The sequence below is a fragment of the Pedococcus sp. P2_E2 genome, from assembly GCF_056403955.1.
The window spans coordinates 1-18,340 of the sequence record NZ_JBFUEM010000002.1; the positions used below are offsets into that span (position 1 = coordinate 1).

18 protein-coding genes are annotated in these 18,340 nt (G+C 71.3%); 13 read left to right on the plus strand and 5 right to left on the minus strand.

Annotated elements, in window-relative coordinates; genetic code table 11:
* Nucleotides 1-300 precede the first annotated feature (300 nt).
* Nucleotides 301-741, minus strand: a complete 441-nt coding sequence (locus tag AC1DWR_RS05565) for a TA system VapC family ribonuclease toxin (RefSeq protein WP_477623822.1) — start codon at nt 739-741, stop codon at nt 301-303.
* Nucleotides 738-986, minus strand: coding sequence for a CopG family ribbon-helix-helix protein (locus tag AC1DWR_RS05570; protein ID WP_477623823.1), 249 nt, complete (start codon nt 984-986; stop codon nt 738-740). Before AC1DWR_RS05570 ends, AC1DWR_RS05565 begins: the two co-directional genes overlap by 4 nt.
* 157 nt (nt 987-1,143) lie before the next feature.
* On the opposite strand from AC1DWR_RS05570, the gene AC1DWR_RS05575 reads away from it, so the two are divergent.
* Nucleotides 1,144-2,094, plus strand: coding sequence for a hypothetical protein (locus tag AC1DWR_RS05575; protein WP_477623824.1), 951 nt, complete (start codon nt 1,144-1,146; stop codon nt 2,092-2,094).
* A 21-nt stretch (nt 2,095-2,115) separates the two neighbouring features.
* Here AC1DWR_RS05575 and AC1DWR_RS05580 read toward each other — a convergent pair whose 3' ends face one another.
* Complete coding sequence (locus AC1DWR_RS05580) at nt 2,116-2,598, minus strand: glutathione peroxidase (RefSeq protein ID WP_477613734.1); 483 nt, start codon at nt 2,596-2,598, stop codon at nt 2,116-2,118.
* A 114-nt stretch (nt 2,599-2,712) separates the two neighbouring features.
* Here AC1DWR_RS05580 and AC1DWR_RS05585 point away from each other — a divergent pair, with 114 nt between their 5' ends.
* The 10 genes from AC1DWR_RS05585 (at nt 2,713) to menD (ending at nt 13,907) form a co-directional block, all read left to right on the plus strand.
* Nucleotides 2,713-3,273: a CHRD domain-containing protein gene (locus tag AC1DWR_RS05585; protein WP_477613733.1), complete on the plus strand. Its 561-nt coding sequence runs from the start codon at nt 2,713-2,715 to the stop codon at nt 3,271-3,273.
* A gap of 61 nt (nt 3,274-3,334) precedes the next feature.
* A complete protein-coding gene (locus tag AC1DWR_RS05590; RefSeq protein ID WP_477623825.1) occupies nt 3,335-4,393 on the plus strand; it encodes an o-succinylbenzoate synthase in 1,059 nt (352 codons plus the stop codon).
* The gene (locus AC1DWR_RS05595; protein ID WP_477623826.1) at nt 4,390-5,613 is read left to right on the plus strand and encodes an ATP-grasp domain-containing protein; all 1,224 of its coding nucleotides are present in this window, start codon (nt 4,390-4,392) and stop codon (nt 5,611-5,613) included. Before AC1DWR_RS05590 ends, AC1DWR_RS05595 begins: the two co-directional genes overlap by 4 nt.
* Before the next feature lie 13 nt (nt 5,614-5,626).
* A complete protein-coding gene (locus AC1DWR_RS05600; RefSeq protein ID WP_477623827.1) occupies nt 5,627-6,622 on the plus strand; it encodes a type 1 glutamine amidotransferase family protein in 996 nt (331 codons plus the stop codon).
* Nucleotides 6,619-7,767: an alpha/beta hydrolase gene (locus tag AC1DWR_RS05605; RefSeq protein WP_477623828.1), complete on the plus strand. Its 1,149-nt coding sequence runs from the start codon at nt 6,619-6,621 to the stop codon at nt 7,765-7,767. Before AC1DWR_RS05600 ends, AC1DWR_RS05605 begins: the two co-directional genes overlap by 4 nt.
* A 38-nt stretch (nt 7,768-7,805) precedes the next feature.
* Nucleotides 7,806-8,528, plus strand: coding sequence for an esterase family protein (locus AC1DWR_RS05610; RefSeq protein ID WP_477623829.1), 723 nt, complete (start codon nt 7,806-7,808; stop codon nt 8,526-8,528).
* Complete coding sequence (locus AC1DWR_RS05615) at nt 8,525-10,042, plus strand: M20/M25/M40 family metallo-hydrolase (protein WP_477623830.1); 1,518 nt, start codon at nt 8,525-8,527, stop codon at nt 10,040-10,042. Before AC1DWR_RS05610 ends, AC1DWR_RS05615 begins: the two co-directional genes overlap by 4 nt.
* A 91-nt stretch (nt 10,043-10,133) precedes the next feature.
* Nucleotides 10,134-10,463, plus strand: a complete 330-nt coding sequence (locus AC1DWR_RS05620; RefSeq protein WP_477623831.1) for a hypothetical protein — start codon at nt 10,134-10,136, stop codon at nt 10,461-10,463.
* On the plus strand, nt 10,460-12,052 hold the full coding sequence (locus tag AC1DWR_RS05625; protein WP_477623832.1) for a PGAP1-like alpha/beta domain-containing protein: 1,593 nt from the start codon (nt 10,460-10,462) through the stop codon (nt 12,050-12,052). The genes AC1DWR_RS05620 and AC1DWR_RS05625 overlap by 4 nt, the downstream gene beginning before the upstream one ends.
* Nucleotides 12,053-12,092: 40 nt before the next feature.
* The gene (gene menD, locus AC1DWR_RS05630) at nt 12,093-13,907 is read left to right on the plus strand and encodes a 2-succinyl-5-enolpyruvyl-6-hydroxy-3-cyclohexene-1-carboxylic-acid synthase (protein WP_477623833.1); all 1,815 of its coding nucleotides are present in this window, start codon (nt 12,093-12,095) and stop codon (nt 13,905-13,907) included.
* A 220-nt stretch (nt 13,908-14,127) separates the two neighbouring features.
* Here menD and AC1DWR_RS05635 read toward each other — a convergent pair whose 3' ends face one another.
* Nucleotides 14,128-14,784, minus strand: coding sequence for an HAD family hydrolase (locus AC1DWR_RS05635; protein ID WP_477623834.1), 657 nt, complete (start codon nt 14,782-14,784; stop codon nt 14,128-14,130).
* The gene (locus tag AC1DWR_RS05640) at nt 14,781-16,073 is read right to left on the minus strand and encodes an isochorismate synthase (protein ID WP_477623835.1); all 1,293 of its coding nucleotides are present in this window, start codon (nt 16,071-16,073) and stop codon (nt 14,781-14,783) included. The genes AC1DWR_RS05635 and AC1DWR_RS05640 overlap by 4 nt, the downstream gene beginning before the upstream one ends.
* A 120-nt stretch (nt 16,074-16,193) precedes the next feature.
* Here AC1DWR_RS05640 and AC1DWR_RS05645 point away from each other — a divergent pair, with 120 nt between their 5' ends.
* Nucleotides 16,194-16,889, plus strand: coding sequence for a demethylmenaquinone methyltransferase (locus AC1DWR_RS05645; protein WP_477623836.1), 696 nt, complete (start codon nt 16,194-16,196; stop codon nt 16,887-16,889).
* A gap of 103 nt (nt 16,890-16,992) precedes the next feature.
* Nucleotides 16,993-18,327: a geranylgeranyl reductase family protein gene (locus AC1DWR_RS05650; protein WP_477623837.1), complete on the plus strand. Its 1,335-nt coding sequence runs from the start codon at nt 16,993-16,995 to the stop codon at nt 18,325-18,327.
* Nucleotides 18,328-18,340: the final 13 nt, after the last annotated feature.

An 18,340-nucleotide genomic window follows, 5' to 3' on the forward strand; every position in this document is an offset into this window, starting at 1 on the left:
GCGGAACAGCTATGAGCAGCAACAGGACTCGCATCCCGGCGCGACGCTCGATCCTAGACACGCGGTACCGCTCCAGCCGAACAGCCCGTCCTGCGGTATTCAACCCGCGCATATCAGCCTGACCGTGCGTCGCCAACGACACGCTCGCCCAGGCAGGTCCATGAGCCAACACAGAGGCGCCGCCCGGAAAGCCATCCGGACGGCGCCTCGCCCTGCCCTCTTGACAGGAAGTCGCTACATATCAGCTGTCATGTCCGGGCACACGACGAGGTATGCCGCGTGGTCGCCACGCGGCATACCTCACCCTTGTGACGGCTTGCCGAGGATCGTGACGTGCAGGCCGGGGAATCGTTCAAAGCCCTTGTCGAAGGTGACGAAGTGCGCGCCGAGCTCGATCGCCTGTGCCGCCAGCCACGCATCAGGAACGTCGTTGCCGCGCAGCTCCAAGGCGGTGACCAGCCCAACGAAGCGTTGCCAGGCGGCAGCGCCCGACTCCACGCGCTCGGCCATGGGCGCGGATCGGATGCGCTCGCAGAAGGCCAGTGCCTTCTCGGTCGACGCAGGCTGGGTCTTGATGCGCCGGTTGGTGCAGATGCGCATTGTCGCCGTCAGGGTGTCGTCGATCACGCCGACGGGCTCGCTACCCGTCAGCGCTCGGACCAGGGCCTGGTTCGCCACCGAGTGGCTTGCGGCGTCGAGGTCCATCGCGGTCACGAAGACGTTGACGTCGAAGATGATCACAGTCGGTCGTTGTCGCCCAACGCGTCGGCCAGGGCTTCCTTGTCGAGGATGTCGACGAGGAAGCCGCCGCCGTGATAGCTGGGCAGGGTGAAGTCCCGCCGGCGTCGTTCCTCCGCCTCGGTATGCCGCGCGAGCATCTCGCGCAGGGCCTCCTCGAGGACGCTGCTGACGGTGCGGTCGGTCCGGGCCGCCATGACCTTTGCCTCCCTCAACAGGTCTTCGTCGATCGTGATGGTGGTACGCACTGCATCAGTGCATCACGTTCTGCATCATGATGCAAGTGCGATGAAAGCCTGCCCGGGCGACCCTGTGGACAAGTCGTCTGCAGTGTCACCAGGGGCTGTCAGGGTGATCTCAGAGCGGTGGCCCGGGTTGGGCCGCACCGGCAGAGGGGGGCAGGAGATGGGTCAGGTTGAGGGCGCCAACCAGTGGGAGGGCGCAGACCAGTGGGACGGCGCAGATCAGTGGGACGGCGCAGGGCAGTGGGGGGACGAGGCAGCCGTGCTGCCGTTCGGCCGAGTGGGCAGGGACGAGCGCCGGTACGAGGACCTGTTGGCTGATGACAGCTTCGACGACGACGACGACGGCTTCGGTCGGGGATATGGGCGTGATCTCGGTCAGCTGACGATGGTCGTCATGATGGACGACAAGGTCGTGGACACCGTTCGCCGACCCGTCGAGGGAAGTGGCTACGAGTGCGCCGCCCTCAAGCTCGGACGTGGCGCGACTCGACCTGCGCCACCGCCCGCGGTGATCCACGTGCCGATGCAACCGCGACACGAGCTGGCGAGGACCTGGCTGCGTTCCCTGGTCGGCGGTGCGGAAGAGCTGGATGCCCTGACCAGGGAGCCCCTGCCCGACGAGCCGCTCGACCTGGGTCTGGTACCGGCGGACCTGCGAGATCGAGTGGCCGCGATCGCCGCGCGCACCGACGCCGTGGCGAAGTCGTTGATCGGCGTCGAGGGCCGCACCGCCTGTCGACGTCTCCTGGCCCGTGCGGTGGCCGCTGAGCCAGCCTTGCTGCGCGGGTACGACCGCGACGACATCGCGGCAGGTGCCGTGATCCATGCGGTGGCCATGGCCAACGACCTGCTCGGCCCCGGCCGCGCCCTCACGTCGACCGCACTGTGGACGCACATGGGGCTGAGGTCGTCTCCCCACGACAGGGCACGCAGGTTCGCCCACGCGGTGTCCGGCCCGGACGGTGTGGACGTGCGGCTTGGCCACCCGCACCGTGCACCGGACGTGTGGCGACTGGGGAGTGCCGACCTGTTGGTCGGCAGGTTCAGGAACTTCCTGATGGTGCAGCGTGCCCTGGCTGACCTCGAGGCGGTTCGTCCACGCGAAGGCTGAGCGGGCCCTGGCCACGGGGGCTCAGGCGGCGAGGGCGTCCTCGATGTCCTTGGCGATGGCCTCGGGCTTGGTGCTCGAGCCGTAGCGCTTGAGAACGGCGCCGTCACGGCCGACGAGGAACTTGGTGAAGTTCCACTTGATCTTGGCGCCCATCAGGCCACGCTTCTCCGACTTCAGCCAGTCGTACAGCGGGTGCGCCTCGGCGCCGTTCACCTGGACCTTGGCGAACATCGGGAAGGTCACTCCGTAGTTGCGCTGACAGAACTCGCCGATCTGGTCCTCGTGACCGGGCTCCTGGCCGCCGAACTGGTTGCACGGGAACCCGAGCACGACCAGGCCCTGCTCGGAGTACGCCGCGTACAGCTCCTCCAGACCGGCGAACTGCGGCGTGTAGCCGCACTCGCTCGCCGTGTTCACGACCAGGGCCACCTGACCGGCATAGGTCGACAGCGGCTGGTCCTCGCCGGACAGGGTGGTTGCGGAGAAATCGGACAGGGTCGGCACGGGTGCCCTCTCGTCGGACGGCTTCTGGGCACCGTCGATGAACGTTTGTGGATGGGGATTCGTAGCAGAAGGGCGGGCGGATTCCCGTCTCGCCCCCTTTTTCAGGAGGTCTGCATGAACACACTCAAGCAGTGGGGCGTCATCGCGTCGGCCGTGGGGCTCGGTGCCGTCGGCATCCTCGGAGCTGGCGCGGTCGCCTCTGCAGGCGACGGCAGCCACAAGTCGTTCACGGTCACCGAGCGGCTCAGCGGCTACCACGAGACACCGCTCGCCCTGTCGACCAGCGGGTCGGGGTCGATCCGGCTGCGGATCAACCCCGACGCTGGCACCATCGACTACCGGGTGCGGTACGCCAACCTCGAGGGCACCGTCACGCAGTCGCACATCCACTTCGGTTCCCCGTCCCAGACGGGCGGGGTCAGCGTCTTCCTCTGCAGCAACGTGGGCGCTCCTCCCGGAATCGTCACGCCCGCATGCCCTACGACCAACCCGGGCGAAGTGAGCGGGACGTTGCGGGCCGCTGACGTGATCGGCCCGAGCGGGCAGGGCATCGTGGCGGGAGAGTTCGCCGAGCTGCTTGCGGCGATCCGGGCCGACTCGACCTATGCCAACGTCCACAGCACGAAGTACCCCGGGGGCGAGATCCGCAACCAGCTCACCCCGCACGACCACTGACCGCAGGGGTCGCGCCCGGCCCGCCGCCGGCGGTCCGGGCGCGTCTGCTGCAATGGGGCGCATGACCACCCCGCCGGTGCCCGCGCTGCTGCTGCCCCCACTGGAGGAGCTGCTCGCGGGGATGCGCGTGGTCTCGATCCCGATGCGGGTGCGCTTTCGTGGCGTCACCGTGCGAGAGGCGGCGCTGCTGCACGGCCCGTCGGGCTGGGGTGAGTTCTCGCCCTTCCTCGAGTACGCCACGGACGAGTCCGCCCGGTGGCTGTCCGCCGCCGTCGAGGCGGGCTGGGGCCAGTGGCCGTCACCTAAGCGCGACAGCATCCCCGTCAACGCGACCGTGCCCGCCGTGGCCGCCGACCAGGTCGTGGGCGTCCTCGCCCGGTTCGACGGCGCGACGACGGCGAAGGTCAAGGTCGCCGAGCACGGCCAGAGCATCGAGGACGACGTATGCCGCGTGGCCGCGGTTCGCGACGCGATGGGACCTGACGGCCGGATCCGGGTGGACGCCAACGGCGGGTGGTCCGTGGCCGAGGCGACGGACGCGCTGCGCCGGCTCGCGGCATACGGGCTGGAGTATGCAGAGCAGCCGTGCGCGGAGGTGAGCGAGCTGCGAGAGCTGCGCCTGGCGCTGGCACGCAACGGGATCGACGTCCTCGTCGCCGCCGACGAGTCGATCCGCAAGGCGGAGGACCCTGCGCGGGTGGCGCGCGAGGAGGCCGCCGACCTCGTGGTCGTCAAGGTGGCGCCGCTGGGGGGCGTCCAGCGCGCCCTGGAGGTGGTCGCGGACTGTGGACTCCCGGCCGTCGTGTCCTCGGCGCTCGACACGTCAGTCGGGATGGCGGCGGGGGTCGCGCTGGCGGCCGCGCTGCCCGACCTGCCCTTCGCGTGCGGGCTGGGCACCGTGGCGCTGCTGGAAGGGGACGTGTGCGCAGACCCCCTGGTGCCCCGGGGAGGTTTCCTGCCAGTCGGCCGGGTCGCGCCGGACGAGGCCCTGCTGACCCGGTGGGCGGCGACGGCCGAGCGGGAGCAATGGTGGCGCGAGCGGGTCGAGGCAGCGTACGCCCACCTCCTTGCACCACGACGAGCACTCGGGCCCGGGGCGGGCATAGGGTCGGGTCCGTGAACATCGTCTTCGTCGAGCCGGGGTTCCCCGCCAACCAGCGCCGCTTCGCCCTCGCCCTGGCCTCCGTGGGGGCCAATGTCATCGGCATCGGGGAGTCCGACGAGTACACCCTCGACGACGAGCTGCGCAGCGCGATGAGCGGCTACTACAAGGTCGGATCCGTCACCGACCTGAAGGCGATGGTCGAGGCGGTGCGGTTCATCCAGTCCAAGGTGTGGGTCGACGGCCTCGAAGCGACCGTCGAGGCGCACACCATGGTCGCCGCGCAGGTCCGCGAGGCCACCGGCGTCCCGGGCACCTCGGTCCGCACCACGTGGCTCTGCCGCGACAAGCCGTCGATGAAGCAGGCGCTGCGTGGGGCAGGGGTGCCGACGGCTGCCTCGGCGGCCGTCGACCACGCCCACGAGGCCTGGGCCTTCGCCGAGCGCGTCGGCTACCCGCTCATCCTCAAGCCGCGCGACGGAGCCGGCGCCAAGGACACGATGCGGGTCGACAACGACACCGAGCTGGCGCACGCGCTGACCGAGTTCGGGTCGCACGGTGCCGCGTCCATCGCGATCGAGGAGTTCGTCGAGGGCCACGAGGGCTTCTACGACACCATCGCCAAGGACGGCCGGGTGGTCCACGACTGGACCACGCACTACTACCCCAACGTCCTGGAGGCGATGCGCAGCCGCTGGATCTCGCCCCAGTTCGCCACGACGAACCGGATGTCCGACTCACCCTTCTACGCAGAGGTCGCGGCGATGGGCGCCCGTGTCATCGAGGCCCTCGGCATCGGGACGAGCGCCACCCACATGGAGTGGTTCCACGGCCCGAAGGGGCTCAAGTTCTCCGAGATCGGGTGCCGCCCGCCCGGCGTGGGGTGCTGGGACCTCTACTCCGCGAGCAACGACGTCGACGTCTACCGCGAGTGGGCCCACATCATCACCCACGGCGTCCCGGAGCAGCCCATGCGGCGTCCTTACTCCGCCGGGATCATCGCGCTGCGTCCGGAGGCCGACGGCCACATCACCGGCTACACCGGCATCGACGAGATCCAGTCCCGACACGGCCAGTGGATCATCGACGGCCACTTCCCTCCGCAGGGTCACCACACCCAGCCCGTCGAGGCCGGCTACATGGCCAACGCCTATGTGCGCATGCGCCACCCCGACTACGACACCCTCCGCAGCATGCTCGACGACGTGGGCCAGACCGTCCACGTCCACGCAGGCTGACCGCCGTCCCCTGATGCGCACCGTCCTCCTCGGGCCGCAACGGTTCATGACCACGGCCGGCACCGCCCTGCGTTCCCTCGGTGTCGAGGGACCCGTGGCGACGATCAACGCGGGCTGGGAGGAGCGCGAGGACGATGTCGACGAGATCGACACCGTCCTCGGGGGCGACACCCGCCACCTGCGTCTCTACCACCGCAGCCTCGACGTCATCACCAAGGACGAGGCGTTCGGCTCCGCGGCGCTCGCCTTCCGCGACCGCCACGACGCCCTCCTCTCGCTCTACCGCCTGCGCCTCCAGAACGCCATGGACGGGGTGTATGCCGTGCAGCGACGCACGGGCGAAGGCGAGGGCCGCGTCCGCGGCGAGGCCACGGCATACTCGGCGCTCGACGACTCGATCGAGGTCGTGCGCCACGTCGACCAGTGGTACGCCGCGCAGCTCAAGGCGCTGTACGCCGAGCTCGACGAGGCGGCGCCGATCGACGCCAGCGGGGTGATCGGCTGGCACCGCGGCGAGCTCGCCGACCTGCTCCGCCAGTCGGCCGCGGTCGTGCTCACCGGCGGACACGTCGGCACCCTGCTGCGGACCTTGCGGCTCTTCGCGATCCGCCTGCCCGACGAGGTGCCGGTGATCGCGTGGTCGGCCGGCGCGATGGCGTTGACCGAGCGGGTCGTGCTCTTCCACGACCACGGTCCCGAGGGCAACACCGAGGCCGAGGTCTTCGACCGCGGCCTGGGTCGGGTGCGGGGGATCGTCGCACTGCCGCACGCCCGCCGCCGGCTGCGCCTCGACGACCGGGACCGGTGCGCCGTCATGGCTCGGCGGTTCACCGACCAGCACTGTGTGCTGCTCGACGACGGGACCGCCCTCGAGCTCACGGAGTCCGGTGGGCTGCCCCTGGGTGCGCGGATCCTGGGCATCGACGGAGCGGTCCACGAGCTGGGCGGCGCGAATGGTTCGCCGGCGACCGGCACGCAGGTCATGGACGGCAGGGGGGCCGGCTCGTGAGCGAGGGACGGCTGGCGATCAACCGGCTGCGCGAGCGCCTGCCGGTGGACGGCGCGGTGATCGACCGGTTCATCGCCCGGCACGGGGCGCCGATCATCGAGAACGAGCGGGCGACGTTCCTCTTCCGCGGCGAGGCCGACGAGGTGAGGGTCCGGCACCGGGTCGTGGGACTGCCCGACCCGTTGGTCATGAAGCGGCTGCCCGACACCGACCTCTGGGCGGTCACGACGGTCCTGCCCAGCGGCTCGCGAGTGGAGTACCAGCTCGAGACCCGCAACGGCGAGCACTACGCGACGTTCAACGACCCGCTGAACCAGCGGCTGGCTCACTCCCCGATGGGGTCGAGCTCGGTGTGTGCGGCCACGGGCTACGAGGTGCCGGACTGGGTGCACCACGACCCCGAGGCCAGACCGGGCGAGATCATCGAGGACACGTTGCAGTCGAAGGCGCTGCGCCGCGAGCAGCACGTCAAGCTCTACCTGCCGGCTCGCTACAACCCTGCTCTTCGCTACCCGCTGCTCGTCGTCCACGACGGCACCGACTACCTCGACTACGCCGCGATGAAGACCGTGCTGGACAACCTCATCCATAGGCTCGACGTCGCACCGCTGATCGTTGCCTTCGTGCCACCCCGGGACCGGCTGCGGGAGTACCCCAACCACGCGCCGCATGCGCGCTTCGTCGCCCGCGAGCTCCTCCCGATGCTGGCCGAACGGCTGCCGCTCATCGACGACCCGCACGCTCGAGCCCTGATGGGATCGAGCTTCGGCGGCATCGCGTCGCTGTCCACCGCGGTGCGCTATCCGGGCGTGTTCGGGTCACTGTTCCTGCAGTCCGCGTCGCTGGTGTTCACCGACATCGGCACGGACCACGGCGGCGGGCCGGCGTTCGACCCCGTCGTGAAGTTCGTCAACCGCTACCGGGCCAAGCCCACCGCACCCGTCGAGCGGCTGTTCATGAGCTGCGGCATCTACGAGCCGCTCATCACGCCCAACCGGTCCATGGTGCCGGTGTTCCGTGGCGCGGGCATGACCGTCAAGTACGTCGAGGCGCGGGACGGCCACAACTGGGAGGACTGGCGGGACCGGCTGCGCGACGGGCTGTCCTGGCTGTTCCCCGGACCCCAGAAGTTCGTGTACGAGTAGATGCACCCCACCTCACTCCCCACCCCCTGGAGGACGGCATGAAGGTCACCGAACGCTGGCATTCGGAGCGGATGGGGCGCGACATCACCCTGGTCCGCTGGGGCCACTACGGCGTGCCCGTGCTGCTGTTCCCGACCGCCGGCGGAGACGCCGAGGAGGTGGAGCGTCACCACCTGGTCGGGACGCTCGCCCCGCTGATCGAGGCCGGCCGGATCAAGGTCTACTCGTGCGACAGTGCGGCCGGTCAGGCGCTGCAGCGCAACGAGGGGTCGCCAGAGCACCGGATGTGGCTGTTCAACCAGTACCACCAGGCCGTCGCCGAGGAGGTCGTGCCCGCCATCCACGCAGACAGCTCCCCCCAGGCCGTGGTCCTGGCCGGCGCCTCCATCGGTGCCTTCAACTCCTACGCCATGATCTGCCGCTACCCCCACCTGTTCGCCGCGGCCGTCTGCATGAGCGGCACCTTCCGGGTGGAGAAGTTCATCGGCGGCGACACCACCCAGGACTGGTACTTCGCGTCGCCGCTGCAGTTCCTCCCCGGGCTCGAGGGCCCGGCGCTGGAGATGCTGCGCCGTCGCTACGTCGTCCTCGCCTCGGGTAGTGGGCGCTGGGAGGACGTCGGAGAGTCCTGGGCGGCCGGGGATGCGTTGGGCCGCAAGGGAGTTCCCAATCGGGTCGACGACTGGGGCGACCGCTACGACCACGACTGGCCGACCTGGTGGGAGATGCTCCCGCTCTACCTCGACGACCTGGTGCCGTGAGCGAAGCGTCTCCGGCTGGCGCTCCGGGGGGAGCCTCCCTCGCCGCGAGGCTCGCGGCCGCCGTCGACGCAGGTATGCCGCGGGTCCGCGAGGACCTCGCGCGCCTGGTTGCGTTGCGTTCCGTGGCGAACCCGGCGATCGAGCCCGAGAGCGAGTGCCGGGCCGCAGCCGCGCTGGTCGCTGACCTCTTCGCCGAAGCCGGCGTGGACGGCATACGCGCGCACGAGACACCGGACGGGTCGCTCGCCGTGGTCGGGCGCTCGGCTGGCCCGGACGGGGCTCCGCGAGTGCTGCTGTACTCGCACTACGACGTCGTGCCGGTCGGTGACCCGGCCGCCTGGCAGACCCCGCCGTGGGAGCTCACCGAGCTCGATGGGCGTTGGTATGGAAGGGGATCAGCCGACTGCAAGGGCAATCTCATGGCCAGCGTCCTGGCCCTGCGGGCCCTTCGCGAGGTGCTCGGCGGGTGGCCGGTCGAGGTGGCCGTCGTCTGCGAGGGGTCCGAGGAGCAGTCGAGTGGGGGGATGGAGGGGCTCGCGCGGGCCCACCCCGAGCTCGTGCAGTGCGATGCCCTGCTGCTCGCAGACACCGGCAACGTCGAGGCCGGGCTCCCGACCCTCACGACCTCGTTGCGCGGCACCGGCAGCGTCCTGATGACGGTGCGCACGATGCGGCACGCGGCGCACTCCGGCATGTTCGGCGGCGCCGCGCCAGACGCCCTCCAGGCCCTGCTCACCTCTCTGGCCAGCCTGCGCGACGCGAGCGGCGAGACGACGATCGACGGGCTCGACCACGACGGACTGTGGGACGGGGCGCCCTTTGACACCAACAGGTTTCGCGGCGACGCAGGACTCCTCGACGGTGTCGAGCCGTTGACGGGCACCGGCTCCGTGGCCGACCTCCTGTGGGCGCGACCGGCAGCCACCGTGCTGGCCATCGACTGCCCTCCCATCTCGCAGGTGACGGCCGCAGCCCAGGGCGAGGCGCGGGCCGTGGTCAACCTCCGGGTGCCCGCCGACACCGATGCGGCTGCCGCCCAGCAGCTGCTCATCGCGCACCTGCGGGCACACACACCCTTCGGGGCACAGGTGGAGATCAAGCCGGTCTCGCTGGGGCACGGGTTCCGCGCGAGGACCGACGGACCGGCATACACGGCCATGCGGCGGGCGATGCGGACGGCGTTCGGCCGCGACGCGGTCACCACCGGGCAAGGTGGATCGATCCCGCTCGCGACCGCCCTGGCCGAGCTCGTTCCCGACGCCGAGATCATGCTGCTCGGGGTGGAGGAGCCGGAGTCCCGGATCCACTCGCCCGGAGAGAGCGTCGACCCCGAGGAGCTGCGGCGGACCGCGCTCACCCAGGCGTTGTTCCTCGCCGACCTCGGTGGGCTGCTCGAGCCTGAGGACGAGCCTGAGCGCGAGGCTGTGGCCGAGGCGGTGGGGCCGGCTCCGCGCGAGGCTGTGGCCGAGGCGGTGGGGCCGGCTCCGCTCAGTGATGGGGCCGCTGCGGACTGATTTGTCCACATGCCTCGACCTCGAAGGCGACCGGCCCACAGGGCTCGAAGAGCGCGCTGCGCACGATTCGTCCGCGCGGCACCGTGGTCGCATGATCGGACACCCGCACGAGATCAGGGCCATGGCGACGCGGCTGCACGCCGACGCGGACCGGCTTCGTCACCTCGCCGTGAGGGTGGGGCGCACGCGCGACCTCGCCTGGCGGTCGAGGGCGGCGACGCTGTTCCGCGAGCGCGTTGGCGAGCGTGCGCACGCGCTACAACGCTCGGCGCAGCAGCTCGACGAGGCGGCCGGACGGGTTCAGGCCCACGCCGACGGTGTCGAAGCCGCCCGGGCGGAGGTGCTCCGCGTCGCTGCGCTCGGCGCCGACTTTGCCCGCGCCGCCGGTGAGGCTGCTACGCGGGCCGCGGGCCGCGCATGAGCCGCGACCTCCTCCACGTCCGCGGTGGCTCCGCGGGGACCTCCGTCGGGTTGGACTCGCTGGACGCCGCTGCCGCTGCCCTCGCCGACGTGGCGGGGGACGTGGCTCTCGTGGCCTGTCGAGCGGTCGCTGCCGCGGCAGATCCCGACCTGGTCGCAGGGTCCCTGCTCAGCCCCGGCACGGGGTTGCGGGCCGACGCGGCGCTCGCGGAGGCCGTCGGGCCGCGCGGCCTCCTGGGCGACGTCGCGTCGATGGTCTCGCTCTCCTCCGCCGTGATGGCTGCTTCCGCGTCCTACCGTCGGGCAGAGGCGGAGGCGGCCAGGGCTGTCGAGCTCGCCCAGGACACCGTGATGCTGGTCGTGGGCGAGCTGGCCCCTCAGCTCCTCGTCGGGGTGCTTGCCCTCGACGCGCTCGGCGTCGACGTGGCGGGTCTGCTGGACCGGGCCGTGTTCGACGAGCCGGCCATCGCGGATCTGGCCGGGGGAGTGGAGGGGCTCGTGGTGGGACTTCGGTCCAACCCGCTGACCGCCCCCTTCGTGCCCGCGCGCCCGCGCGCTGACGGGCTCGCCTCCGGGGCAGACGGCCCCGCGGGTGGCCGTTCCGAGCCTGACGGTTCCGAGCGTGTCGGTTCCGAGCAGGACCACGAGGCGGACCTGGACTACGAGGTGGCTCTGCGCCTTCTCGCGGACTCAGCTGCCCTGTGGGGGTTGCTGTCCGACGGTGGTCGCGCGCGGGTCACCGCAGAAGCCCGGCCACGCCCCGGAGCCAGCGTCCCTCGCACCCTCCGGGACCTGGCGGTGGACCAACGCAACGTGGGCGACGGCGAGGACTACGCCGGGCACGTTCGGGTGATCGAGGTCCCGCAGCCCCAAGGCTCTGCCTGGATCGTCGAGATCAGTGGCACCCAGGCGTGGGATCCCACGGCCGGCGCCAACCCGTTCGACGTCACGACCGACGTCCGTTCGATGGCCCAGGACGCGACGGTTCTCGCCGACGGTGTCCACCGCGCACTGGAGCAGGCGCAGGCCGCATCGGCGGCGACGGCCACGGGGACGGGCGGTCGCGACCGGAGCGATGGACCGGTCATGCTCGTCGGGCACAGCCTCGGCGGGATCGCCGCGGCCGGGCTCGCCTCGTCGCCACGGTTCACCGAGGCCCACCCGGTGACCCACGTCGTGACGATGGGCTCACCCGTGGGACGGATGCCCGTGCCGGACGACATCGCCGTCCTCTCCCTCGAACACTCGCAGGACGCCGTGCCTCGCCTTGACGGTGCGCCCAACCCCGATCGCTCGACGTGGGTCACCGTGTCGCGCGACCTGGGCGCCACTGACTCGGGTCGGGCGGACCCGGCGCCGGCAGAGCGCGACCGGACGCAGCTGGACAGGGCTGAGCTGGACCGGGCTGAGCTGGACCGGGCGAGCGAGGCCCACGACGCCCGGTTGTATGCCGCCACCGCAGCGCTCGTCGACGACTCCACCGATCCGTCGGTGTCCACCTGGCGGGCCGGCAGCGCACGCTTCTTCGCCGGTGACGCGCATGGCGATCCGGTCGTCCGCGACTACGCCATCGAGCGGGTCGTGCCATGAGGCGCGGTCCGGCCGGTCAGCGGGTGGCACAATCCGACCCGTGAACCCGTCCACCGCGCTCGCGACGGTCCTGGTGGACGAGCTGGTCCGACAAGGGGTCCGCCACGCCGTGCTCTGCCCGGGCTCCCGCTCGGCTCCCTTGGCCTATGCCTTGCGCGAGGCCGAGCGCGCCGGCCTGATCGAGCTGCACGTGCGCGTCGACGAGCGGTCGGCAGGCTTCGTGGCGTTGGGACTGGCCAAGCTCACCCGGGTGCCGGCGGTCGTCGTGACCACCTCGGGCACGGCGGTCGCGAACCTCCACCCCGCCGTCCTCGAGGCGCACCACGGGGTCGTCCCGCTTGTCGTTCTCTCGGCCGACCGGCCGGTCGAGCTGCGCGGCACTGGTGCCAACCAGACCACCGTGCAGCCGGGCATCTTCGCCGGGGCCGTCCGCTGGTCCGTGGACGCCGCCGCCCCGCGGCGCGCGCCAGGCGAGGTCGCGCGCTGGCGGCGGATCGCTGCCGACGCCGTCCGGCATGCCACCGGCGCCACCGACGTCGGCGAGCCGGGACCGGTCCACGTCAACGTCCAGCTGCGCGAACCGCTGGTCCCGACCGGCGACGAGGGACCTTGGCCGGAGTCCCTCGATGGCGTGCTGCCCGAAGCTGCCGACGACTCCATGGCGGCGACGCCGACAGCGACTCCGACGGTGACTGCGCCCTCGACCCCCACGCCGACCTCCACGCCGTCCTCCGGGGTGCCCGGGCCGGACGCGGCGTACGACGTCGCGCGTCAGCCTGCACGGACCCTGGTCGTGGTGGGCGACCTCCCTGAGCCCGACCAGTTCGACCGCGCCGTCCGTTGGGCAACGGCCAGGGGCTGGCCGGTCCTCGCCGAACCGTTCGGCACCCACCCGCGGGGCGACGCGCTGCCGCACGGCCCGCTGGTCCTGTCCGACCCGCGATGGCTCGACGAGCACACCCCGGACCGCGTGATCGCGGTCGGACGGCTGACCCTGTCGCGGCCGGTCGCGGCTCTCCTGCGCCGACCCGGCGTCCGGGTGGAGGCCGTGGGTGCCCACGCCTGGATCATGTCGCGTCCCGATGTCCAGGTCGTCCACCCGGTCTCGGTGTTCGAGGCGCCCGTCGCGACGGTCGCGCTCGTCGCTCCCACTGACGACCTAGACGACCTCGACGGCGAAGCCGGCGACGAGGCGTGGAGCGACGCGTGGCGCTCAGCGGGCAAGCGTGTGGCCGGCGCCCTGGCCGGCGAGAAGTCGCCCTGGCCCAGTGGCGCGGCCGTGGCCAACGCAGTCATGGAGGGTCTACCGGCTGGTGCCACCCTCTTCCTCGGCTCGTCGAACACCGCTCGCGACGTCGACCTCGCGGCCCCTCGGTCCGAATCGCTGCGTGTGGTGGCCAGCCGCGGGCTCGCGGGCATCGACGGCTGCGTGTCCACCGCGAGCGGCCTGGCCCTGGCCGACGGGACGCCGACCTACGCCCTGATGGGTGACCTGACGTTCCTCCACGACGCCAACGGGTTGCTCGTCGGACCACTGGAGCGTCGACCGGACCTCACCGTGGTCGTCACGAACGACGACGGGGGCGGCATCTTCACCCTGCTCGAGCCGGGAGAGTCGGCGCGGGCCGCCGAGTTCGAGCGCCTCTTCGGCACTCCGACCGGCGCCGACCTGGCCGCACTGTGCGCCGCACACCACGTCAGGCACCAGCAGGTCTCGACCCGTGACGAGCTCGTCACGGCCCTCGGAGCACGGCCGTCCGGCCTCACCGTCCTCGAGGTGAGGGTCGACCGCGACGGCCACCGCGACCTCCACGCCCGGCTGCGCGAGCGCGCCGCCGCCGCCATCGCGACCTGAGCTCTCGGCGCGGTTCGGGCCCGCAGCTCTCATACGGCCGACCGCTCAAGGCGAATCGCGACAGAAGTGGCGCGGATCGACTCCGCCGAGGGAGATCAGGGGCGATCTGTGCCACTTCTGCCACGAGTCACCGTGGTCGGATCACGAATCATCATGGTCAGATCCGGTGAGGACGCGGGGCGCAGGTGCGGTGAGGACCGCCACGTGCGGCACGTGGCGCTCAGGGGTGGCGGCGCAGCGGCATACCGCGGGCGATGAGGTCCTCGCGGAGGTGGTCGGGACCCGTGAAGTGGACCGCGTCCATCCCGGTCTCGGCCGCGGCGACGACGTTGGCGAGGCTGTCGTCGATGAAGATGCAGTCGTCGAGGCCGGCGCGGTGGCTGACGCGTTCCTCCAGGACCTCGAAGATCTCGGGGTCGGGCTTGGCCACGCCCTCCTCGCCCGACACGACGATGTCCTCGAACAGCTCGAGGAAGTCGAACCGGTCCAGGGCCACCGGGAACAGGTCGGCGGACCAGTTCGTCAGCGCGAACAGGGGCACCTCGGCCGCGTGCAGCTCGCGCAGGATCTGCACGCTGCCTGCGATCTCGCCGACGAGCGAGGCGCCGAAGTGCTCGCGGTAGGCGACGATCTCCTCGGCGTACTGCGGGTGTGACGCCAGCGCGACCTGCTCCGCCTCGTCGAGCCCCCGCCCGGCGTCGTTGGCGTGGTTCCAGGCGGCGAAGTCGAAGTCATGGTCCGCCACGAAGGCGCGAGCCCTCTCGGGACCGACCGCGACCTCGACGGCCCGCACCGGGTCCCAGGAGATCAGGACGTTGCCCAGGTCGAACACGACCGCGTCGGCGGGTCGGGGGACGAGGTCGGAGGACATGGTCATTCGGCGGTGAGTGCGTCGCGCATCGGGACGAGCTTGGCGTCGGACTCGGCGACCTCGGACTCCGGGTCCGAACCCGCGACGATCCCGCAGCCAGCGAACAGCCGCATGGCCGAGGCGTCCTCGCGCTCGAAGGCACCGCACCGCAGGGCGATACCCCATTCCCCGTCGCCGGTCGCGTCCATCCAGCCGACCGGACCGGCATAGCGTCCGCGGTCCATCTCCTCGAGCTCGGTGATGAGGGCGTCGGCAGCGGCCGAGGGCGTGCCGCAGACGGCGGCGCTCGGGTGCAGCGACGCGGCGAGGGTCAGCGACGTCGCGTGGTCGGCGAGCACACCGGCGACATCGGTCGCCAGGTGCATGACGTTCGACAGGTGGAGGACGAACGGCGCCTCGGGCACGTTCATCGACGAGCAGTGCGGGCGCAGGGCGTCGGCGACGGACCGGACGGCGTACTCGTGCTCCTCGAGGTCCTTGCTCGAGCGCGCCAGCGACGCCGCCAGGGCGAGGTCGTGCTCGTCGTCACCGGTGCGGCGGATGGTCCCGGCGAGGACCCGCGACGTGACCAGGCCCTTCTCGAGGCGAACGAGCATCTCGGGCGTCGCGCCCACGAGCCCGTCGACGGCAAAGACCCAGGTCGTGTCGTAGCGCTCGGCCAGCCGGGTCAGCAGCCAGCGCGGGTCGATCGGCGCCTCGGCGCTGACCCTGAGGTCACGCGCCAGAACCACCTTGTCGAGGCTGCCGCCGGTGATGCGCTCGACCGCGCGCTCCACGGCGCCGGCCCACTGCGCCGGAGGCAGCGCACCGTCCGCGAACGCCACCCCGGACGGCTCACGAGGCTGTGACTGCTGCGGTATGACGGGCGTGGGCAGCTCGTCGCCGGTCCCGATGGTGGTCACCCACCATCGACCGTCCCGCGCACCCACGACCACCTCGGGGACGACGAGGGTGGCGCCGGACGGTGAGTCCGCGGCATACGAGATGGACCCGAAGGCGACCGGTCCGGTGCCGGGCAGGGCGACGTCGTTGCGCACGACCGCTCCGTCGACGACGTCGCGCCACCACGCCTCGGCCAGCTCGAACCGGTCGGGGCCCACAGCGGTGAACTCCAGCGCGCGACCCCACCCGACCAGACCCTCACCGCGGCGCACCCAGCTGAACAGCTCGGTCGGGTCGACGCGGTCGGGCAGGAGGGAGAGCAGCATGCCGGGGTCGTGCAGTGCCACGGTTCGGGCGACCACGGGCGAGCCGTGGGGTCGGCTCGCAGGCTGGGGCGTGGGAAGGCTGGTCATGTCGGGGAAAGCCTACGGCGCACCCACCTCCACCCGGCGGGAGGTGGGCGTGAGCCCGCGCGGGATGGGCGACAGCAGCCGCGGGGAGAGGGCGCCGGGCCGGATGGGAGGATGGCGACCATGACCCGCGCCAGCCTCGACAAGGATCCCCGCGACGTCGCCGCGATGTTCGACGACGTGGCCGGCAAGTACGACCTCACCAACGACGTCCTCTCCCTGGGCCAGGACCGGCTGTGGCGACGGGCAGTCCTCAAGGCGGTGGCCGCCCAGCCCGGCGAGACCGTGCTGGACATCGCCGCGGGCACGGGCACGAGCAGCGAGCCGTTCGCCGACCACGGTGTCAACGTCGTGCCGGCCGACTTCTCCCTCGGCATGCTGAGGGTGGGCAACCGGCGGCGTCCCGACCTGGGCTTCACGGCGGCCGACGCGATGCGGCTTCCCTTCGCGGACAACAGCTTCGACGCGGTGACGATGTCGTTCGGCCTGCGCAACGTCTCAGGGGTCGAGGGGGCGCTGGCGGAGTTCCTGCGGGTGACCAGGCCCGGTGGCAGGCTCGTGGTCTGCGAGTTCAGCCAGCCGGTCAACGGCGCGTTCCGCAAGGTCTACAGCGAGTACCTCATGCGGTCGCTGCCCCCCATCGCGCGCAAGGTCAGCAGCAACCCCGAGTCCTACGTCTACCTGGCCGAGTCGATCCAGGCCTGGCCCGCGCAGCGCGAGCTGGGGGAGCGCATCGCCGCGGCCGGGTGGAGCGAGGTCGGCTGGCGCAACCTGACGGGCGGCATCGTCGCGCTGCACCGAGCGACGAAGCCGGCGTGACGGGCGAGGGGTAAGGGTCGCCTTACTGGTGACCGGACGGCGGGTCGGGAATAGACTCCGCAGTTGAAGTTCGTGAAGACGTTCACAAGCGGGTGAGGCAGGCGTGACAGACACCATCAGCGAGGCCGCCGGAGGCATCTCTGCGAGCGGGGCTCCCACGGAGACGGCCGACGTCATCGTCGTCGGTGCCGGTCCTGCGGGGTCGGCCACCGCGGCATACCTCGCCATGGCGGGGCTCGACGTCCTCGTCCTCGAGAAGACGAGCTTCCCCCGCGAGAAGGTGTGTGGCGACGGGCTCACTCCGCGCGCCGTGAAGGAGCTGATCACCCTCGGCATCCCCACGCCCGAGGACGACGGCTGGATCAAGAACCACGGCCTGCGGATCATCGGCGGCGGCATGCGGCTGTCCCTGCCCTGGCCCGACCTCGCGAGCTTCCCGCCCTACGGCCTGGTGCGCACGCGGCAGGACTTCGACGACATCCTCGCCAAGCACGCGGTGAAGCACGGTGCGCGGCTGCGCGAGTCCACGAACGTGACCGGTCCCATTCTCGACTCCAAGGGCGCGATCGTGGGCGTGACCGCCAAGGCGGTCGACGAGAAGGGCCGGTCGACCGGCCCCGAGCTCCGGTATGCCGCGCCGCTGGTCGTCGCTGCCGATGGCAACTCCTCGAGGTTGTCCCTGTCGATGGGCCGCGAGAAGCGCGAGGACCGTCCGATGGGCGTGGCCGTGCGCACCTACTACACGAGCCCCCGCCACGACGACGACTACCTCGAGTCCTGGCTCGAGCTGTGGTCCACCGACGACAACGGCAAGAAGGTGCTGCTGCCCGGGTACGGCTGGATCTTCGGCGTCGGCGACGGGACCTCCAACGTCGGCCTCGGGATCCTTAACACCTCCAGCGCCTTCGGCAAGACCGACTACAAGGACGTCATGCGTCGTTGGGTCGCGACGATGCCCGAGGACTGGACCTACAACGACGCGACGATGGTCGGCCCGATCCGCGGCGCAGCCTTGCCGATGGGCTTCAACCGGCAGCCGCACTACGACAACGGGCTGCTGCTCGTCGGTGACGCCGGCGGCATGGTCAACCCGTTCAACGGCGAGGGCATCGCCTACGCGATGGAGTCCGGGCGCCTGGCCGCCGAGGTGATCGCGCAGGCGTTCGCGCGCGGCACCGACGCCCAGCGCGAGCGCGTCCTCCAGTCCTACCCCAAGGTCATGGCTGACGCGCTGGGCGGCTACTACACGCTCGGCCGCTACTTCGCGAAGATGATCGGCAACCCCGAGATCATGCGTCTGGCCACCAAGTACGGGCTGCCCCGCACCACCTTGATGAAGTTCCTCCTGAAGGTGATGGCCAACCTCGCCGAGCCGCACGGCGGCGACGCGAGCGACCGCCTGATCACCGCCCTGTCCAAGATGGCGCCGGACGCATGACCCGGCGTGCATT